Here is a 19,022-nt window from a genome sequence, read left to right as displayed (position 1 = left end):
TAAAAAAACTCCCCTGCATCAGGAAGATCGTTCCAATGTAGGGGAGTTTTTTATTTGATCGGCATTGTTTACAGGTTACTTTCTATCGCGCCTACTTTTTCACGGTACAAATCTACCGGGCCATCGAGTAAAACGGCAATTACTGTTAAGCTTTTATCTAAGCGGTCTTCAGGAATTGGAATGTATACAATACCAGGAACTGCACTCCAGTATAATTTATTATAGATCTCTGGTTCCATCATGGTTCCTTCGCCTACAATACGGATTCTGCTGATCTTATTTTTAATCCCTTTTAATGCAATCGGGCCTGTTGGTTTACCTTCTACAAATAGAAACAAGGTTTGTTTGTCGGCAGAAATGGCACTTTTTCCCTGGTAATGACCTTCCGGAAGTCCTTTAGTTGTTTTGTATAGGCTTTCTGAATTTTTGGTGATCCAGTTGTAAGTTTCAGGAGAAAAATTTTTCTTTTCTGTTTCCAATCCCAATCCATCTACCGTAAGTTTTGTATTTACGAAAGGGTTGTTGCCGTCATGGATTGCAGCCGAAATTTGTGCGATTAGTTGTTTTTCACTGCGCTCTTTTTGAGGGCTAAGGGATGCAATTATAGTAGTTTTCTCTGCTAAACGGATAGGCTCATTGAACTGAAGTGCGATTACCGTCACATCTTGATCTGCCGCGTTTAGAGGAATGTGTAGGCTCAGGTTATTTCCCTCTTTTTTATAGGTAAGCAATTGATTACTGCCTACAATTCTAGCAGATTGAACATCAGAAAGTAGGCCATTCAGATTAAATACTCCTCCATAAGGAACCCAATCTGCATACAGGTATAAAGTTTTTTTGTCTTTGGAAAGACTGGTTTTTCCATTGAAATGCTCAGTAGGGATTCCTGAGCGTGTTCCATAAATCGCTTCCCCATGTTTACTGGTCCAGCGGGCAAGACCTTTCAACACTTTTACTTGTTGTTCTGGGATCGTTCCATCGGCTTTAGGACCAATGTCTAACAACAGGTTTCCGCCCATAGAGATGCAATCTACTAAGGTTCGAATGATCATATTTGGTGATTTATACTTGTTGTCGTAGGGCTGATAACCCCAGGAATCATTAATGGTATAACACAATTCCCAATAATCGCCAGCTGGTTTAACGACAGGAATTCCCTGTTCTGGGGTTTCATAATCACCATGGTGATTGAGACGGGAATTGATGATGATATCTGAATTATAGCTGCGGAGATTTTTAAGTACCCTTTGTGCCTGCCATTCTTCTCCATTGTGCTCCCAATCTCCATCAAACCAGATTAGGTCAGGTTTAAAGTTGGCAGAAAGCTCATTGAGCTGTTGTTGGTAATAGCTAAGGAAGGTATTCCATCTTTTTGGTTCTGCTTTCAATTGATACCTTTTATGTTCTCTGGTGAAAACATCATAATCACCATAACTCCAATCAGGTAATGAAAAGTAGAGTCCTGTTTTTAGTCCGGAAGCTTTTAATGCTTTTACAAAAGGCGTAATCAGGTCTTTTTTTGCTGCACTATGTTTAATTGTTGTGGTGGCATTTGGAGCTTTGGTATCCCATAAAGACACGCCATCATGGTGTTTCGTGGTGATCACCGAATATTTGGCACCACTTTCTTTGATCAGTTTTACCCATTCTTCCGGTTGGTAATTGGCGGCATTAAAGCCATCCAATTGTTTCATATAATTATCATGGTTGATGTAGTTATTGAAAAATGCCCAGGATTCGGCGATCCCATTTACTGAATAAACTCCCCAATGGATAAATATTCCAAGTTTGGCATCCTTGAACCATTCCATCTTTTTAGTATTGGCGGTCGCATTGGTTTTTTCTTTTGAGCTGTTGTCCTGAGCTTTGCTGGCTGTCATGGACAGGCAAAGAAATAAGACAGACAGTAAGGTCTTTTTGTTCATAGAATTGGTTGGTTTCGTTGTTTTGTGTGTGTGTTACTTTTGTAGGTAAGATTTCTGGTAGTTTAACGGGCTTTTTCCGGTAATGATTTTAAAGTGTTTGTGAAAGCTGGCAAAGTTGTGAAAGCCACTTTCATAACAGATCTGCTTTACATTCATGCTGTCCTCAATCAGCAATTTGCAAGCATGTCCCACTCTGATTTCACTAATAAATTGGGTATAGGTTTTCCTGGTTCTCGACTTAAAATATCGGCAAAATGAATTGGGACTGATATTGGCTACAGCGGCCATCTCTTCCATCTGAATTTTTCTTTTGAAATTTGCCAGCGAGTAATTGTAGATGGCATTGATTCTGTCATTCTCAATCTCTTCAAAATCATGGCGGAAGCCTATAGAAGAAAGTAATTCGTGTTCTGTACAGTTTTCGACAGCTAGTAATGCTTCCATCAAAAGAATAATTCTTTTAGATCCTTCAGAGAGCAGTATGGATTCAATGATTTCTCCAATGACTTTTTTTCCTTTATCAGAGATTTGAATCCCTCTTTGCGCTTTTTCAAGAACGAGCTTTAAGGCCTTGTTTTCAGGAAGGTTTAGGAAATGAGTTCCCCAGAAATTTTCACAGAAATGAACCACAACCACATCGGCATTTTCTTGTTCATCTTCGGTAAAGTAACTGTCGTCAAACCTCCAGTAATGAGGAAGGTGGGCACCAATTAGCACCACGTCTCCGGATCTGAAGCGCTTGATACTATCTCCAATAAATTGGGTGCCATTTCCTTTCTTAAAATAGATGAATTCCACTTCAGCATGGTAATGCCAGCGGTTGTTGATGTAAGGGACTTTATCTCTCCTTGCACTAAATGAATTCACAAGGTTGTTTGAAACTTTGAGTAGTTGTGGCTTCATAAAATTTGGTTAGGTCAGGCTAAATTTATAAAAATCTTTTATAAATACCCTGTAAATTCATTAATACATAAATAATCGCCAATATTGCTGAATGATCCTTGCTTGATCAATGTGTTCAATTAACTGACTCAGGTTAATCTGTTTAGCGTAAACGGTATTTCATAAAAACTGATAACTTTGGAGCTAAACACTATACGCAACCTAAACCAACATGATGAAAAGAACCTGGAGAACCAATTTAATGGTCTTTATGCTTCCTATTGCAATAATTCCAATGAGTCTCAGTGCTCAAAAAAAACAACAACCTCTATCAGTAAAAAAAGCAGATGCCCCGAACATTATTTTCATTCTAACAGATGATTTGGGTTATGGAGACCTTGGCGTTTTCTTTCAAAACCAACGAAAACAAAAAGGTGATAAGACATTGCCTTATCAATTGACACCCCATCTGGATCAGATGGCTGCTTCAGGAGCAAAATTCAGCAATCAATATAGTAATGCCCCTGTTTGTGCACCTTCGAGAGCATCCTTTATGACTGGAATGAGCCAGGGAAATGCGAGCGTAAGGGACAATCAGTTTGATAAGCAAATTGAAGACAACCATACCGTCGCTAATATGTTGAAAACCGCAGGATATGCAACTGCTGCTGTTGGTAAATGGGGATTGCAGGGAGAAACAAAAGATGAACCCAATTGGCCTGCTCACCCATCGAAACGAGGATTTGACCAGTTTTATGGCTATATGAGACATGCTGACGGACATGAGCATTATCCTTTTGAAGGCCTTTACAGAGGTAAGAAGGAAGTTTATGACAACTATACCAATGTGGCTGCCGGTTTAAGTAAAAGCTACACTACCGATTTATGGACCGCTTATGCGAAACATTGGATTGTAGCGCATGAACAGGGCAAGCAAGCAAAACAGCCTTTCTTTATGTTTTTAGCCTATGATGCACCTCATGCGGTGTTAGAGTTGCCAACTCAGGCTTACCCTGTAGGAGGTGGCCTGACGGGGGGCTTACAATGGACAGGTAAAAAAGGTGCGATGATCAATACTGCTTCTGGAGAAATTGACAGTTATATGCATCCCGATTATGCAAATTCGACTTATGATGATGATCACAATTTGTCGACTCCTGAAAAACCATGGCCGGATACTTTTAAACGATATGCAACTGCCAACCGTAGAATTGATGATGCCATCGGCGATATTATGCAACTTTTAAAAGATCTGAATATCGCAGAAAACACTTTGGTTATTTTCACCTCGGATAATGGACCCTCCATAGAATCTTACTTGCCTAAAGGTTATGTGCCTAATACCCCTGAGTTTTTTGGAAGTTACGGTCCTTTTGACGGGATCAAAAGAGACGTTTGGGAGGGGGGATTGAGAATGCCGACTTTGGTTTCCTGGCCTTCAAAAATTAAAGCAGGGAAAACGATTTCGGCGCCAAGTATGCTGTCCGACTGGATGGCTACTTTTGCAGCGGTAGCAAATGTACCAGCACCAGCAAGATTGGATGGTGTTTCCTTGTTGCCCGTTTTAACGGGTAAAGGTAAACAGGAGCAAGGGCAGGTCTATGTAGAATATACAGAAGGAGGGAATACCCCTGATTTTAAAGAGTTTGAAGCGAGTAGAAGAGGCAGGAAGCGGAACCAAATGCAAATGATCCGTATTGGAGATTTGGTTGGAGTACGCTACAACATCAAATCTGCTACTGATGATTTTGAAATTTACGATGTGGTCAAAGATCCTAAAGAAACCAATAATCTAGGTGGAGATCCAGCTTATCGTGGTTTACAGGAAAAAATGAAAGCTAAAGTATTACAAAGTAGAAAAGTACACACAGACGCACCTCGCCCTTATGATAATGCCCTTATTCCAGGCTTAAATCCTGAAGTAAAGCTTATTTCAGGCATCAGCTGGAAGTTCTTTAAGGGAGATTTTCCATGGGTAGCCAGCGAAAAAGGAAGAGTGGTATCTGAAAGAGGCAAGGCAAAAGAGTTGAATACTAATTTTGTTCCAAAACAGGCTGGTATGCGTTTGTATGAAGCTTGGTTTAAAGCACCAAGGGATGGAGTATATAGCTTCTCCATTGAAACTAATGGGAAAGCTTACGTCCGTTTACATGAAGCGGAATTGTTAGATGCAGATTTTGGTTACTCCGCTGGACAGGAGATCAATACTAGTGTAAAACTGAAAGCCGGATACCATCCGATCAAGATTTATGTAAGGGAGGAACCGGAAAAAGCAATATCGTTAACCTTAAAGCAAAAGGAAGATGGGGCTAACTGGCAGATAATGAGTGATAAAAATCTTTATACTGTAAAATAATGTGCTTTAATCCTTTCTAAAGTAGATTATACGGTAAAAAAAAGTGTTTAAACTTTCATTTAATCAAAAAGTTAATTACATTTGAGCTTACCCTTTCGAGGGTATGTTTTTCATAGGTAGATGTAGGGTCGGAAATTTATTTCCGATCCTTTTTTATTTTAGAGCTCCTCCAAACACACCCATACATCGTATTTGTTTTAACTTTATCTTTGCAGTTGCTATGGATAAGAAGAAAATCATTGTTGCCATTACCGGAGCCAGCGGCTCTATTTACGCTAAATTACTACTAGATAACTTAATGACACTCTCTGATCAGATTGAGACCGTAGCAGTGGTGATGTCAGACAATGCGAAAGAAGTTTGGCGCTTTGAATTGGGTAACGAAGCTTACGATAGTTACCCTTACAAATTCTATCCGAAGATGGACTTCAATGCCCCTTTTGCTTCAGGGTCCGCAAAATTTGACACTATGATTATCATTCCATGTTCTATGGGAACTTTGGGTAGGATCGCCCATGGTATTTCCAATGACCTTATCAGCAGAGCTGCAGATGTAGTCTTGAAAGAACGTAGAAAACTGATTGCTGTAGTGCGTGATACGCCTTTTAGCCTCATTCACATCAATAATCTAAAGATCGTAACCGAAGCTGGTGGTATCATTTGTCCGGCAAGCCCCTCGTTTTACAGTCTGCCGAAAACCATTGAAGAAGTGGCGCAAACCGTGGTTAGCCGCGTCATTGACCTTGCCGGTCTCCGTCAGGATAGTTACCGCTGGAATGAGGAATAATCTCAGCTAAAACCTTATCTTTGCGCATTCTCAAAGAAATTTTATAAGGGCTAAATGAAGAAGGTTGCATTTTATACACTGGGTTGTAAGTTAAATTTTTCAGAAACTTCAACCATAGGGAGGTTATTTACCGATGCCGGTTATGCGGTGGTGGACTTTACAGCTGGGGCGGACGTATATGTAATCAATACCTGCTCTGTAACGGAACACGCGGACAAGAAATGCCGTAAGGTGGTAAAAGAAGCGCTGAAGTATTCGCCGGATGCTTATGTGACGATTGTAGGTTGTTATGCGCAATTGAAACCCGTGGAGATTGCCGAAATTGAAGGCGTTGATATGGTATTGGGTGCTGCAGAAAAATTCCGAATTGTAGAATATATCTCTGATTTAACGAAACAGCCAAAAGCCGTTATTCATCAGCAGAACATAGAAAAAGTAAACCATAATTTTATTGCAGCCTATTCTATCGGTGATAGAACACGTACCTTCCTTAAGGTTCAGGACGGTTGTGATTACCCTTGTACGTATTGTACGATTCCATTGGCACGTGGCGGCAGTCGCAGTGACACCATCGAAAACGTAGTCAACAGAGCAACGCAAATCGCGGAAAGTGGTGTGAAAGAAATCGTGCTTACCGGTGTAAATCTGGGAGATTTCGGTATCAGAGATGGCAACAGAGAAGATAAGTTCTTCGACCTGGTGAAAGCCCTGGATGAAGTTGAAGGAATTGAAAGAATTCGCATATCTTCTATTGAGCCAAACCTGCTGAGTAATGAAATTATTGAGTTCGTTGCCCATTCAAAAAGATTTGTTCCCCATTTCCATATTCCCTTGCAATCAGGTTCGAATAAGATCCTGGGACTAATGAAAAGACGTTACCAAAGAGAACTGTACACTGAACGTGTGGCCACAATCAAAGCACTAATTCCAAATTGCTGTATTGGTGTAGACGTGATTGTAGGTTTCCCTGGTGAAACACATGAAGATTTTCTGGATACCTATCAGTTCCTAAATGAACTTGATATTTCCTATTTACACGTATTTACCTATTCTGAACGCGAGCAAACTGCTGCGGCAGAAATGACGGGCCGTGTAGCAGGTAGTACCAGAGCGGACCGTAGCAAAATGCTCCACATTTTATCAGATAAAAAGCGTAGAGCTTTCTACCAATCTCAAATAGGTACGGTAGGTGAAGTACTTTTTGAAGACGATCAAAAAGATGGCTTCATGCATGGTTTTACCAAAAATTATGTAAAAGTAAAGGCAAAGTATGACCCGGTAATGGTAAACGAGATTAAAAGAGTGAAATTGATCGAACTTACTGCCGATGGAGAGGTAGAAGTTGCAGAAACCGAAGAAGTTTTAGCTCATTAATCATATATTCGCATAAAAACCTATCTATTCTTATGTTTCCAACCGTATCCCATTTTATAGAATATCTTTTTGGTGTTCAGATACCTCTTCCTTTCAATACCTTCGGTGTTTTTGTAGCGCTCGCATTTATTGCCGGTTACTGGGCATTTACAGAAGAATTTAAACGTAAAGAAGCCTTAGGTATTATCCACCCGATCAAGAAGTATATTACTATAGGAAAACCAGCAACCACAATTGAGCTGTTCTATAATGGAGTCTTTGGTTTCCTGATTGGTTATAAACTGGTTTACGCTTTATTAAATTATCGATTATTTGTGAGCGATGCTCAAACAGTATTACTCTCTACAAAAGGCAGTCTTTTAGGTGGTCTATTCTTTGCAGGTTTGTTCGCCTACTGGGATTATAAAGAAAAAAACAGGGTTAAATTGCCGGCACCAAAAACGGTGGAAGTAATTCAGCATCCTTATGAGCTGATGGGTAATATGATTGTCTGGGCAGCAGTATGGGGATTCCTGGGCGCTAAAATATTTGACAACCTGGAGCATTGGGATACATTTGTACAAGATCCGATTGGTGGTTTGTTATCTTTTAGCGGACTTACTTTTTATGGAGGCTTGATCTGCGGTGGCGCTGCAGTGTTATACATTGCCAAAAAGAACGGTATTAAAATCCTGCACATGTTGGATATTGGTGGTCCGGGAATGATGTTAGCTTATGCTGTAGGTCGTATTGGTTGCCAGATGTCTGGAGATGGAGACTGGGGAATTGACAACCTGAATCCTAAACCTGTGAGTTGGTTACCAGATTGGCTATGGGCTTATACTTACCCAAATAATGTGGCCAATGAAGGTGTTCCTATTCCGGGCTGCGTAGGTAAATTTTGCCATGAATTGGCGAATCCTGTATATCCAACACCGATTTATGAGGTGATTGTTTGTTTTATATTATTTTTAATCCTTTGGCGTATCCGCACTAAGATTAAACTTCCGGGAATGATGTTTGGGATTTACCTGATGATGAATGGTATGGAAAGATTCTTTGTAGAATTGATCAGAGTAAATACCAAATATGATGTTGCTGGGATCCGTTTTACTCAGGCGGAGCTAATCTCCAGCATTTTATTTCTGTCCGGTTTATTGCTTATTATCTATTCTGTGAAGAATAAAGAAAAGCATACTAACTATTAAAATCTAAAATTTGAATTACGAGTTACTCTGTTCCAAAGTTGTTGCCATTGCCCGTTTGACAGGCAATTTTATTCGTAAGGAGTCCATGAATTTTGACGCAGCTGCGGTAGAAATTAAAGGGTTAAACGACCTAGTTTCTTATGTAGATAAAAATGCAGAAAAGCAATTGGTTCGGAATTTAGTGAAATTGATTCCCGATGCCGGATTTATCACGGAGGAGGAGACAATCAACAGTACTGGTAAGGTCTTTAACTGGATCATTGATCCATTAGATGGAACAACAAACTTTATTCATGGCCTGCCTACTTACGCAATCAGCATTGCTCTTTATGAAGAAGGGCAGCCGGTCATTGGGGTGGTGTATGAGATCAATAGGGGGGAGATGTTTTCTACTTATAAGGGCGGAGCAGCTTACCTGAACAACAAAGAAATCTTTGTTTCTAAAAGAACGTCTCTGAGTGAGACCTTGATTGCTACTGGTTTTCCATATTATCAGTTCGATAAGCAGGAAGCCTATATGCAACTGCTTTCAGAAATGATGCGTAGTTGTCACGGTTTGAGAAGAATTGGCTCAGCGGCCACAGATTTGGCCTATGTGGCTTGTGGTAGGTTTGATGGGTTCTTTGAATACAACCTAAATTCCTGGGATGTGGCAGCAGGTGCTTATCTGGTGCAACAGGCAGGGGGGAATATTCTTAATTTCTCTGGTGGTGATGAGTTTATTCAGCAGCGTGAGATTCTTGCGACAAATGGGATAATTGATGTTGAAATGCTGGCGATTATGGCCAAAAACTTCAACGATTAATCCTAAAATTATATAAAAAAAAGCCTTGATTTATTAATCAAGGCCTTTTTAATATCGGTTATTTGAGCGGTATTTTATAAAGCTTCAGATACTACTTCTTTTACTTCAGGAACCATACGTTGCAATAAATTCTGGATACCAGATTTTAACGTAATGGTAGAAGAGGGGCATCCACTGCATGAACCTCTAAGTTCTACAGTAACCACACCTTCGTCAAATGATTTATAACTGATTGCACCACCATCTTGCTCTACTGCCGGACGGACGTAATCGTGCAGGATCTGCTGGATCTTGATTTCAATGTCAGTTCCTGTGAATGCCGGAGCGGCTTCGTCAGTTTCTTCTTTGATTTTATACTCTGATTCTACCGCACCTTTTACGAATTCTTTAAGAATTGGCTCAATATCGGCCCATTCTGCGTCTTCAGTTTTGGTGATCGTTACAAAGTTACTTGCAAAAAAAACGCCGTTTACAAAGTTGAACTTGAACAGTTCCTTTGCAAAAGGAGATAGCTCAGCACTCTCTTTAGTCGCAAAATCTTCGCTGCCATTGATCAATAGTTTATTGACCATAAATTTCATGGTGGCAGGATTAGGGGTTTGTTCTGTATATACGTTGATCGTCATTGTCTTTTTTTCTTACAAAAATAAATAATTCAAAGCGGCAAATTATGGTATCGATGTCTGTTTTAGGTCATTAATTCCTAGAAGATACCAGTGTAGTTAAATGGGGTAATCTGCTTTAATTCTGCTTTTATAGTTTCGTTTACGTTTAAGCCATCAATAAAGGTAGCCATTGTATCCGCTGTAATCTTTTGATTAGTACGTGTCAGGTCTTTTAAGGCTTCATAAGGGTTCGGGTAAGCTTCTCTTCTCAAAACAGTTTGAATCGCTTCTGCTACTACTGCCCAGTTGTTTTCCAGGTCAGCAGCAATTGCGTCATTGTTTAATATGATTTTGTTTAATCCTTTAAGCGTAGAGGACATCGCAATTATAGTGTGTGCCATTGGAACACCTACATTTCTCAATACGGTAGAGTCTGTCAGATCTCTTTGTAAACGTGAGATAGGTAATTTTGCAGCAAAGAATTCAAATAAAGCATTTGCAATTCCTGCATTTCCTTCTGCATTTTCAAAATCAATAGGATTCACTTTGTGCGGCATAGCTGATGAACCTACTTCTCCTTCTTTAATTCTTTGTTTGAAGTAATTTTTAGAGATGTATGCCCAGATATCGCGGTCTAAATCGATAATGATGTTGTTGATACGTTTTAAAGCATCACATTGTGCAGCAAATTGATCATAATGTTCAATTTGAGTAGTGTGTTGCGCGCGCGTTAATCCCAATACTTCATTGACGAAGTTGTTAGAGAAATCTACCCAGTTCACGTTTGGATAAGCAATATGGTGAGCATTAAAATTCCCTGTGGCACCTCCAAATTTTGCACTGTTAGGGAGATTTTTTAGATTATTTAGCTGGATCTCTAAACGTTCTGCAAATACCAGGAACTCTTTACCTAGTTTAGTAGGAGAAGCTGGCTGTCCGTGGGTAAACGCCAATAAAGGAACATCTTTCCATTCTGTTGCCAATTCTTTAATCTTGCTGATTAAATTACTGATGTTTGGATAATATACTTCATTTAAGGCCAGCTTAAAAGTATAAGGAATCGCAGTATTGTTGATGTCTTGAGAAGTTAGTCCGAAATGGATAAATTCTTTGTAGTCTTGGAAGCCTAAATCATCAAATTGTTTTTTGATGAAATACTCAACTGCTTTTACATCATGATTGGTTACTTTTTCTGTGTCTTTAATTTCCTGAGCATTTGCATCTGAAAATTGTTCATGAATCAGGCGCAGTTTTCCATAATTTGCTTTATCAAATTTCGCTAATCCAGGTAGTCCAATTTCACAAAGTGAAATGAAATACTCTACTTCTACATATACCCTATATTTAATTAAGGCAGATTCAGAAAAGTACTTAGACAGGCTTTCAGTTGTATTTCTATAACGGCCATCTATTGGAGATATAGCTTGTAATGGTGATAAATTCATGGATATTAAGATTGTTTACGGTCGCGAAGTTACGTATTATTAGCCGTTTTTGGGAATGGAAGGGGCGGTAATTGAATTTCAGGGCATAAAAAAAGGCTTTGGAGTAATTCCAAAGCCTTTTTTTATGGAGTTAATTAAAACTAGTGAGCAGCTGGTTTCACAGTTTCAGTAGTAGTTTTAACAACTGTATCTTTTTTAGTAGTATCAACAACGTTAGTGTCAACAGTAGTTACAACTGCACCTGAGTCAGTTAATGTAGTGTCAGTTGATTCACCTTTTTTCTCTGATGAACAAGCTGCTACTGATAAAGTGATTGCTAATGCTGCGAAACCTAATTTAAATGCGTTTTTCATTATATTTTGTTTAAATGTTAAATAATCAATTTTGTAGATTAATACCCTAAATGTGAAAAGGTAACCCAGGTATCCCAGTTATTTTTTATTTTTTTTCAAATTTAATTTTGAACAGATATTAAGTCAAAAGGGGGGAGGGAGTATTTCTAGAACTTTTGCTACACTGCCTGTAATATTACTACTAAGTTTCTGTGGACTAACAATAGTCTACACAGTTCATGGAAATATAATTGTAACAAAAAAGGTGCTGGAAATTCCAGCACCTTTTTTGTTATTAGCCTATTGAGCTTATTTTTTTGTTACTGTATCAGTAGCAACTGTAGTAGTTTTTACAGTAGTATCTTTTACTGTAGTATCAACAACGTTAGTGTCAACTGTAGTAGTAACAGCACCTGAATCAGTTAATGTAGTATCAGTTGATTCACCTTTTTTTTCTGATGAACAAGCTGCTACTGATAAAGTGATTGCTAAAGCTGCAAAGCCTAATTTAAATGCGTTTTTCATTATAATTCTATTTTAAATAATTAATTAATTTTGCTGATTAATACCTGAAACATTAAAAGGTAACCCGGCAAATTCAAAAAAAATAAAATATTTTTATTTGATGAATTTAGGGAGGTTGACGTTATAATAAGGTATTAAGGGAAAGATCAGAAAAAAGTATTTTTTTTTGGTTAACATTGGGTTACCATTCACGTATAAATGTATTAATTGGTGAGTAATAAGTTAAGCAGTTCAGTTCCAACAGATAGAGAGGTAGTTTTAGGGATACTAAATGACTCGGAAGATACGCTAAATAAACTGTACACCGGATATTTTCCGATGGTATTGCAGTTTATCCTGAATAATAATGGTGATGAAGATGATGCAAAAGACGTGTATCAGGAAGGAATCATCGTATTATATAATAAAATAAAGGGCGGAAATTTTGAATTGAGCAGTAAACTAAAGACCTATATATACTCAGTTTGCAGAAGGATATGGTTGAAAAAGCTATCGCAGGAAAGCCGGAAAACCAATAACATCTCAGACTTTGAGGATATCATGGCAGTAGAGGTTGATTTGGAGCAACATGAAGAAAAAGATCAGCAGTTTGATAAAATGAATGATGCCCTTCTTCATCTTGGTGAGCCTTGCAAAACCATTATTCAGGATTTTTACATCAACGGTCTCTCTATGCAGGACATTTGTGAGAAATTTGGCTATACCAATACGGATAATGCCAAAACTCAAAAATATAAATGTTTACAGCGGCTGAAGAAATTGTTTTTTCAAGTATAAAGGTGATATGAGAAACGAGATAGAGTTAGAAGGTATAATTGAAGATTATCTGAATGGTAAGCTTTCTGAGACAGAAAGAGTAGCTTTTGAGCAGCTTCGCAAGACTGACCCCGTAGTGGATCATAAGGTGGTTGCACATAAGGTTTTTCTGGAATCTATGGGAGACTATGCGAACATCATGGATTTAAAAGCAAAGATGGATCGTGCACATGCAGAAATCGACGTGGATACCTTAACAGAAACACTACGACCCCATCCTTCCTATTTTGTGAACATCTGGCGCAAAAACAAAGCTGCCATTGGTGTTGCCGCCTCATTTATCTTGTTAACGATTGTTACCGTTTATTCTATACAGCAAAATACCAAACAAATTGGTAGTGTAGAGCTGGTGAGCCGGGAGCTGACGAAAATTAAAAACTCTCAAAGTAGCCTGATCAGAATTATCAATTCTAAAAATACTCCTAAAGATGTGAAACCTGCCAATTTTGGAGGAACTGGCTTCGCATTAACTGCAAATGGTTATTTGCTAACTAATCTGCATGTAGTAGATGGAGCAGACTCTGTATATGTTCAGGACAATAAGGGAGAGTCTTATAAAGCTAAAGTAGTAAGAACAGATTCTCAATACGACCTGGCCATCCTGAAAATCATAGATCCTTCATTTAGTCCGCTTTCTAACCTTCCTTACCGATTGAAACAAAATGGAATAGGAATGGGAGATGTCGTGTACACCTTTGGTTTCCCTAAGGATGATACCGTTTTTGGACAAGGTTATGTGAGTTCAAAAACAGGTTACAATGGTGATACTACCCAATATCAAGTGGCTATCCCTGTAAATCCAGGTAATAGCGGTGGTCCATTGTTTGACCATCAAGGTAATATCATTGGTGTGATTTCTGCGAAGGAGAAACAGGTAGATGGTGCTACATTTGCCGTTAAATCGAAATATATCCAAGAAGCTTTAAACTCCATTCCTAATGATTCTTTAGGTAAAAAAGTAGCATTTAATAAAAGAAATTCTTTGCAAGGTCTGAGCAGAAATAAGCAGTTGGAAAAAATACAAGATTATGTGTTCATGATCAAAGTATATAAATAGAAATTTCATTATAGTTCCTTTGAAGACTCTATGGCTGATCTGCTGTAGGGTCTTCTTTTTTTAGGTGCTATTTTTCTCTTTTTTGTCTTGGAATTTCCTAGTTTTATAAGGTAACTAGGATTAATTTGGTGATAACCTAATTTAGAAGATATGGATTTTGGAAAGGTTTCTAACGATGAGCTTAAAATGATAGACTTCAGTCTGCCAGCAGACGGGGAGCAAACATCAAAGACTTTATCCGTTAAAAAAAACGGGGCAGTTCCGGAGTTCTACGTTGGCTGTGCTAAATGGGGAAGGAAGGAATGGGTAGGTATGATTTATCCAGCTAAAACTAAAGAAGCAAATTTCCTGGATGAATACGTAAAGCATTTTAATTCTATTGAACTCAATGCGGTATTTTATAGTCTTCCAAAACCAGAACAAATCAGGAAATGGAAGGAAAAGGCGGCTTTAAATGCAAGGAATGGTTTTGTATTCTGTCCAAAGTTTTCCCAAACGATTACCCATATGAAGAGATTAAAAGGGGCAGAAGAAGCTACTGATATTTTCCTTGCAGGAATTTCCGAATTCGGGGAATACCTCGGACCATGTTTTCTGCAAATGGGTGATAATTTTGGGCCAAAAAACAGGGAAATCTTAGCGCATTATCTTGAATATCTACCTACAGATTTATCGGTTTTCGTAGAACTTAGAAATGGGGAGTGGTTCAACATAGAAAGCAATCGAAAAACACTTTTCGAAATGTTAGCCCGGCTAAATAAAGGTGCAGCTATTACTGATGCGAGTGGTAGAAGAGATGTGATCCATATGGAACTGACCATTCCTGAAGTTTTTATTCGTTTTGTTGGAAATGGCTCCGAATTCAAAGCTTCGGATGAAGCAAGGATCGACGAATGGGTGAAAAGACTTAAGATATGGTTGGATCAAGGATTAGAAAAGATCTATTTTTTTCTGCACCAACACGATGAAATGGATACGCCAATTCTGGCCAATTATACCATTAAAGCATTCAATAAACATTTAGGAAGCCAACTACCTGAGATTGATTTTCTAGATGGTAAAAAATGAGAAATTACATAAGACCCACAATTATTTTAAAAAGTATACTAGATTTGTAGATATTATAATTTATACCCTAAAACCACAACATTATGAGTTTAAGAATAGGGGACGTAGCGCCCAACTTTAAAGCAGAAACTTCTATCGGTAATATCGATTTTTATGAATTCTTAGGAGATAGCTGGGGCGTTTTATTCTCTCATCCGGCAGATTATACTCCGGTATGTACTACTGAACTTGGTCGTACGGCTTCATTGAAAGGTGAATTCGAAAAAAGAAATGTAAAAGTGCTGGCCTTAAGTGTAGATTCTGCAGAATCACATAAAGGATGGATCAGGGATATCAATGAGACGCAACATACTAATGTAGAGTTTCCAATCATCGCAGATGAAGATAAAAAGATCGCGGATCTTTATGATATGATCCACCCAAATGCTTCTGAAACCTTAACCGTACGCTCGCTATTTGTCATTTCACCAGATAAAAAAGTAAAATTGATGCTGACTTACCCAGCTTCGACCGGAAGGAATTTTGATGAAGTATTGAGGGTAATTGATTCTTTACAATTGACTGCAAATTACAGTGTAGCTACTCCAGCAGATTGGAAAGATGGAGATGATGTAGTCGTGATGAATAGCATTAAAACAGAAGATATTCCAGCTAAATTTCCAAAAGGACATAAAGTGATTAAACCTTATCTAAGAATGACTCCTCAGCCTAATAAATAAGAAGTTAGTCTATTTTGATGATTTTTTAATGAAGAAATGCCCCCATATTGGGGGCATTTCTTTAGAACTTAGTTTTTCGATAATTAGCCTACGGACTTTAAAAAGATACTTTCATAATTTCGAACCTTGGTTTTCATTTCTTTGCTCAAATCGAGTTGCTGGTTTGCCTTGCAAATTTCGTCCAGCCCATTCAGTACACCTAAACCAACTTGGATATCTCTTATCCGTCTTCTTTGTAATTCCGGTTCCAGAGAGGCAATATACTGTAGTTCCAGGTCTAAAAAGGAAAGCGTTTCTTTAGCCATTAAATTAGCCTGTGGCAGGTCTTTAAGATCATAAAATATTCGGATGCTATTGAACCTGTTGATACTATCTTGAATAGAATAGCTTTTCAATGGAAGTTCTTTTGCGCTTTTTTTCATTACTGCAAGGGCTTGGGGATTTTTACCCTCTAAAATTAAGTTTGTAGCCAGGTTATTGTGGAAGGACCAAGTAGTCTCCGCAATGCTTCTACTTTCAATATCTAAGTATTTGGCTGATTTGAAGCCGGAATAGTCCATTTTATGCATCACATTATCATACATAACAGCTGTATTGGTGATCTGTGTTTTATCTCGATCATCTTTAGGATCTGTTTTTAAGGGCAATAATCGGTAGGCATAGCCTTCCAGATAGAGGTATTTTTCTAAGCCAATATAGGTGTCAGGCGAAACATTTGTGGCAAAATAAATTGGTCTTTCCCAGTTGTTATGTACCAAAATATCGTACATGGCCAAGTCTGCCTTACCAATGAAGTTTTTATCTATCGTCCATTCCATTTGGCTAACAGCTTTTCCTTGATCAGCTGCCTTAATGGTATTGGTTTTTACCAGTTGATCTGCATTGATGGTTAATTTTAACTTTTTGGTAGGGAGGAAGTTTTCAAAAGAACCATCGTTCATTTGTACTTTATCTTCTTTTGCATCAGAAGTAAGTACCGTTAATAAGTCATTTAGCTCCACACTATCGGTAATTCCATAGTCGATATAAGGGATATAGTCGCGAACGCCTTGTTGGTATTTCTCAGCAGCCATGGTGATGGGTAATGAAGCAGATTTGTTTTGTTGTTTCTTCAGTTGATTGATAAAATTTCCATCACTTAGAAATTGTAAGCAGATTACCCTAACATCCGTTCTGATACCTTCTACCTCTTGTGCATACCATAATGGGAAGGTATCGTTATCGGCATTTGTAAACAGAATCGCATTGGGGGCACAGGAGTTCAAATAGTTGACAGCCCAATCTCTTGCAGTGGTTTTTCCAGAACGGTCATGATCATCCCAGCCCTGTACTGCCATTAAAGTAGGAGCAATGAGTAATCCGGTTAAGGCGGCAACAACCAGGCTAATTTTTCCAGGCGTATATGGGCTAAGTACTTCTTTGATGGCTAATACTCCGAAGCCAATAAAGATGCAAAAAGCGTAGAATGAACCAACATAAGCGTAATCACGCTCTCTGACTTGCAAAGGATCCTGATTTAAATACAAGATGATTGCAAGGCCAGTAAAAAAGAATAAGGTGGCAATAACTAAGGTCGCTTGTTTGTTCTTTCTGTATAGGAAGATCAATCCTGCCATTCCCATGAGGAAGGGTAGGCCGTACAATACATTGTGCCCTTTATTCTCTTGAACAGAGGGGGGAAGATTGGATTGCGAACCGAGTCTGATAGCATCTAATGGCTTAATGCCAGATAGCCAGTTTCCCTGCTCTAAATTTCCTTGTCCTTGTAGATCAGTCTGACGGCCAACGAAGTTCCATAAAAAGTAGCGTGCATACATGAAACCTATTTGGTAAGAACTGAAAAAGCCTAAGTTATCAGACATCGTGGGTGACTGGTCGTTTTCTAAACCCATCCATTGCTGATAAAAGCTGATGTGATTCGGTTTATTGCTGTACATCCTCGGAAAGAGCATGTTCTTATCATAATTAACTTTAAATGACTTTCCGGATTCCTCATATTTTGATGACCCTTTTCGGTATTCTGTGCCGGTTTCCTTAAAATCGGTTTGTTTAGCGTCAAAGGTTTTTCCGTACAATAATGGAGTCTCTCCATAGTTCGTTCGCCCGAGATAACTATATAAGGAAAACGGATTGTCAGGGTTGGATAAGTTGATGCTTGGTTTAGCATCCGCCCGAATCAGGATGAGAAAATAAGAACTGAATCCGAAAAGAATAAATGCAAGACAAAGTAGACTGAGGTTCAAATTGTATTTGCGTTGTTGAATGGAATAGTAAATGCCATAACTAATAGTGATTATCAATAATAGAATAAAAGCCATTGCTCCAGTACCAAAGGTTAAACCTAGGGTGTTGACAAAGAAGAGGTCGAATTTTGCAGCACCAAGAACCAGATACTGTACGATGACAATTTGTACAATACCCACAATCACACAAGCAATAGCAAAAGCTTTTAAGGTACCAATCCAGGTCACTTTTTTTGTTTTCTTGAAATAATAAACGAGGACAAGGGCAGGAATGGTAAGTAAACTTAAGAGGTGTGCACCAATAGAAAGTCCCACCAGGAAAGAGATGAAAACCAACCAACGGTTGTCCATACTTTTTTCCCATTTTAGAATAGACCAGAATACCATGGCGGTAAATAGAGTAGATAAGGCATATACTTCTGACTCTACAGCCGAAAACCAAAAAGTATCAGAAAAAGTATAAGCTAAAGCACCTACAACACCAGCGGCAATAACCCCCAGTGATTCTATTTTGTTTTTTTCTTCAGAATATAGTTTGGAGGCCATGGCAGTTATGGTCCAGTAGAGGAACATGATAGTGGCGCCGCTAAATAGCACGGAGCTGAAATTGATCCAGTAAGCTACTTTAGCGGTGTCGCCCATGGCAAATAAAGAGAATAGTTTGCCAATCATTAGGAACAAAGGAGCTCCAGGCTGGTGTCCAACTTGAATTTTATAACTGGCAGAGATGAACTCTCCACAATCCCAAAAACTGACGGTCGGTTCCATCGTAAGCCAATAAACAAGGGTAGCGATTCCAAAAAGGAGAAAGCCTATCAGGTTATTGATGCGGCAATAATTTTTCATGATTTAAGGTTTAATTTAGGGTTAACCAAAAATAACCAAATCATTAAAGG

16 protein-coding genes are annotated in these 19,022 nt (G+C 38.6%); 9 read left to right on the top strand and 7 right to left on the bottom strand.

What is annotated here, in order from left to right:
- Positions 1-68: 68 nt before the first annotated feature.
- Together GM920_RS08865 and GM920_RS08860 are read right to left on the bottom strand one after the other, a co-directional pair.
- Positions 69-1,925 carry an alpha-L-fucosidase gene (locus GM920_RS08865; protein ID WP_182955920.1) on the bottom strand — a complete coding sequence of 619 codons (1,857 nt, stop codon included), beginning with the start codon at positions 1,923-1,925 and terminating at the stop codon, positions 69-71.
- A gap of 33 nt (positions 1,926-1,958) precedes the next feature.
- Positions 1,959-2,828, bottom strand: coding sequence for an AraC family transcriptional regulator (locus GM920_RS08860; protein WP_182955918.1), 870 nt, complete (start codon positions 2,826-2,828; stop codon positions 1,959-1,961).
- Positions 2,829-3,039: 211 nt separating this feature from the next.
- Between GM920_RS08860 and GM920_RS08855 the strand changes: the two genes are divergently transcribed.
- The 5 genes from GM920_RS08855 (at position 3,040) to GM920_RS08835 (ending at position 9,316) form a co-directional block, all read left to right on the top strand.
- Positions 3,040-5,163, top strand: coding sequence for a sulfatase-like hydrolase/transferase (locus tag GM920_RS08855; RefSeq protein ID WP_182955915.1), 2,124 nt, complete (start codon positions 3,040-3,042; stop codon positions 5,161-5,163).
- A gap of 220 nt (positions 5,164-5,383) precedes the next feature.
- The gene (locus GM920_RS08850; protein WP_182955912.1) at positions 5,384-5,950 is read left to right on the top strand and encodes a UbiX family flavin prenyltransferase; all 567 of its coding nucleotides are present in this window, start codon (positions 5,384-5,386) and stop codon (positions 5,948-5,950) included.
- A gap of 54 nt (positions 5,951-6,004) precedes the next feature.
- Positions 6,005-7,324 carry a tRNA (N(6)-L-threonylcarbamoyladenosine(37)-C(2))-methylthiotransferase MtaB gene (gene mtaB, locus GM920_RS08845; RefSeq protein ID WP_182955909.1) on the top strand — a complete coding sequence of 440 codons (1,320 nt, stop codon included), beginning with the start codon at positions 6,005-6,007 and terminating at the stop codon, positions 7,322-7,324.
- A gap of 32 nt (positions 7,325-7,356) precedes the next feature.
- On the top strand, positions 7,357-8,511 hold the full coding sequence (locus GM920_RS08840) for a prolipoprotein diacylglyceryl transferase (protein WP_182955906.1): 1,155 nt from the start codon (positions 7,357-7,359) through the stop codon (positions 8,509-8,511).
- A gap of 10 nt (positions 8,512-8,521) precedes the next feature.
- Positions 8,522-9,316 (top strand): inositol monophosphatase family protein, encoded by a 795-nt coding sequence (locus tag GM920_RS08835; protein WP_182955903.1) that lies wholly within the window; start codon positions 8,522-8,524, stop codon positions 9,314-9,316.
- Positions 9,317-9,390: 74 nt separating this feature from the next.
- On the opposite strand, the gene GM920_RS08830 is transcribed toward GM920_RS08835, so the two are convergent.
- The 4 genes from GM920_RS08830 to GM920_RS08815 form a co-directional block, all read right to left on the bottom strand.
- Positions 9,391-9,942 carry a NifU family protein gene (locus GM920_RS08830; RefSeq protein WP_062547486.1) on the bottom strand — a complete coding sequence of 184 codons (552 nt, stop codon included), beginning with the start codon at positions 9,940-9,942 and terminating at the stop codon, positions 9,391-9,393.
- A gap of 77 nt (positions 9,943-10,019) precedes the next feature.
- Positions 10,020-11,366, bottom strand: a complete 1,347-nt coding sequence (purB, locus tag GM920_RS08825; protein WP_182955900.1) for an adenylosuccinate lyase — start codon at positions 11,364-11,366, stop codon at positions 10,020-10,022.
- Between the two features lie 140 nt (positions 11,367-11,506).
- Positions 11,507-11,719, bottom strand: a complete 213-nt coding sequence (locus GM920_RS08820) for a hypothetical protein (RefSeq protein WP_182955897.1) — start codon at positions 11,717-11,719, stop codon at positions 11,507-11,509.
- 288 nt (positions 11,720-12,007) lie between these two features.
- Positions 12,008-12,223 carry a hypothetical protein gene (locus tag GM920_RS08815; RefSeq protein ID WP_182955894.1) on the bottom strand — a complete coding sequence of 72 codons (216 nt, stop codon included), beginning with the start codon at positions 12,221-12,223 and terminating at the stop codon, positions 12,008-12,010.
- Between the two features lie 210 nt (positions 12,224-12,433).
- On the opposite strand from GM920_RS08815, the gene GM920_RS08810 reads away from it, so the two are divergent.
- The 4 genes from GM920_RS08810 to GM920_RS08795 all read left to right on the top strand — a co-directional run bounded on the left by GM920_RS08810 (position 12,434) and on the right by GM920_RS08795 (position 15,883).
- Complete coding sequence (locus GM920_RS08810; protein ID WP_062547489.1) at positions 12,434-13,000, top strand: RNA polymerase sigma factor; 567 nt, start codon at positions 12,434-12,436, stop codon at positions 12,998-13,000.
- 7 nt (positions 13,001-13,007) lie between these two features.
- Positions 13,008-14,096 carry a S1C family serine protease gene (locus GM920_RS08805; RefSeq protein WP_182955891.1) on the top strand — a complete coding sequence of 363 codons (1,089 nt, stop codon included), beginning with the start codon at positions 13,008-13,010 and terminating at the stop codon, positions 14,094-14,096.
- Positions 14,097-14,246: 150 nt separating this feature from the next.
- A complete protein-coding gene (locus GM920_RS08800; protein WP_182955889.1) occupies positions 14,247-15,164 on the top strand; it encodes a DUF72 domain-containing protein in 918 nt (305 codons plus the stop codon).
- An 83-nt stretch (positions 15,165-15,247) separates the two neighbouring features.
- Positions 15,248-15,883: a peroxiredoxin gene (locus GM920_RS08795; protein WP_182955886.1), complete on the top strand. Its 636-nt coding sequence runs from the start codon at positions 15,248-15,250 to the stop codon at positions 15,881-15,883.
- An 83-nt stretch (positions 15,884-15,966) separates the two neighbouring features.
- Here the strand turns inward: GM920_RS08795 and GM920_RS08790 are convergent, their stop codons facing one another.
- On the bottom strand, positions 15,967-18,972 hold the full coding sequence (locus tag GM920_RS08790) for a glycosyltransferase family 117 protein (RefSeq protein ID WP_182955883.1): 3,006 nt from the start codon (positions 18,970-18,972) through the stop codon (positions 15,967-15,969).
- Positions 18,973-19,022: the final 50 nt, after the last annotated feature.

Origin of the sequence: Pedobacter gandavensis (assembly GCF_014172405.1) — a bacterium.
GTDB lineage: Bacteria > Bacteroidota > Bacteroidia > Sphingobacteriales > Sphingobacteriaceae > Pedobacter > Pedobacter gandavensis.
Note: the sequence above shows the minus strand (reverse complement) of the source record. Positions and strands in the feature narration are given on the sequence as shown.

Coding starts and splice junctions, on each gene's coding strand:
- GM920_RS08830 (WP_062547486.1), bottom strand. CDS start 9,942: ATGACGATCAACGTATATACAGAACAAACCCCTAATCCTGCCACCATG.
- GM920_RS08840 (WP_182955906.1), top strand. CDS start 7,357: ATGTTTCCAACCGTATCCCATTTTATAGAATATCTTTTTGGTGTTCAG.
- GM920_RS08865 (WP_182955920.1), bottom strand. CDS start 1,925: ATGAACAAAAAGACCTTACTGTCTGTCTTATTTCTTTGCCTGTCCATG.
- mtaB (WP_182955909.1), top strand. CDS start 6,005: ATGAAGAAGGTTGCATTTTATACACTGGGTTGTAAGTTAAATTTTTCA.
- GM920_RS08820 (WP_182955897.1), bottom strand. CDS start 11,719: ATGAAAAACGCATTTAAATTAGGTTTCGCAGCATTAGCAATCACTTTA.
- GM920_RS08860 (WP_182955918.1), bottom strand. CDS start 2,828: ATGAAGCCACAACTACTCAAAGTTTCAAACAACCTTGTGAATTCATTT.
- GM920_RS08855 (WP_182955915.1), top strand. CDS start 3,040: ATGATGAAAAGAACCTGGAGAACCAATTTAATGGTCTTTATGCTTCCT.
- GM920_RS08800 (WP_182955889.1), top strand. CDS start 14,247: ATGGATTTTGGAAAGGTTTCTAACGATGAGCTTAAAATGATAGACTTC.
- GM920_RS08850 (WP_182955912.1), top strand. CDS start 5,384: ATGGATAAGAAGAAAATCATTGTTGCCATTACCGGAGCCAGCGGCTCT.
- GM920_RS08815 (WP_182955894.1), bottom strand. CDS start 12,223: ATGAAAAACGCATTTAAATTAGGCTTTGCAGCTTTAGCAATCACTTTA.
- GM920_RS08790 (WP_182955883.1), bottom strand. CDS start 18,972: ATGAAAAATTATTGCCGCATCAATAACCTGATAGGCTTTCTCCTTTTT.
- purB (WP_182955900.1), bottom strand. CDS start 11,366: ATGAATTTATCACCATTACAAGCTATATCTCCAATAGATGGCCGTTAT.
- GM920_RS08795 (WP_182955886.1), top strand. CDS start 15,248: ATGAGTTTAAGAATAGGGGACGTAGCGCCCAACTTTAAAGCAGAAACT.
- GM920_RS08805 (WP_182955891.1), top strand. CDS start 13,008: ATGAGAAACGAGATAGAGTTAGAAGGTATAATTGAAGATTATCTGAAT.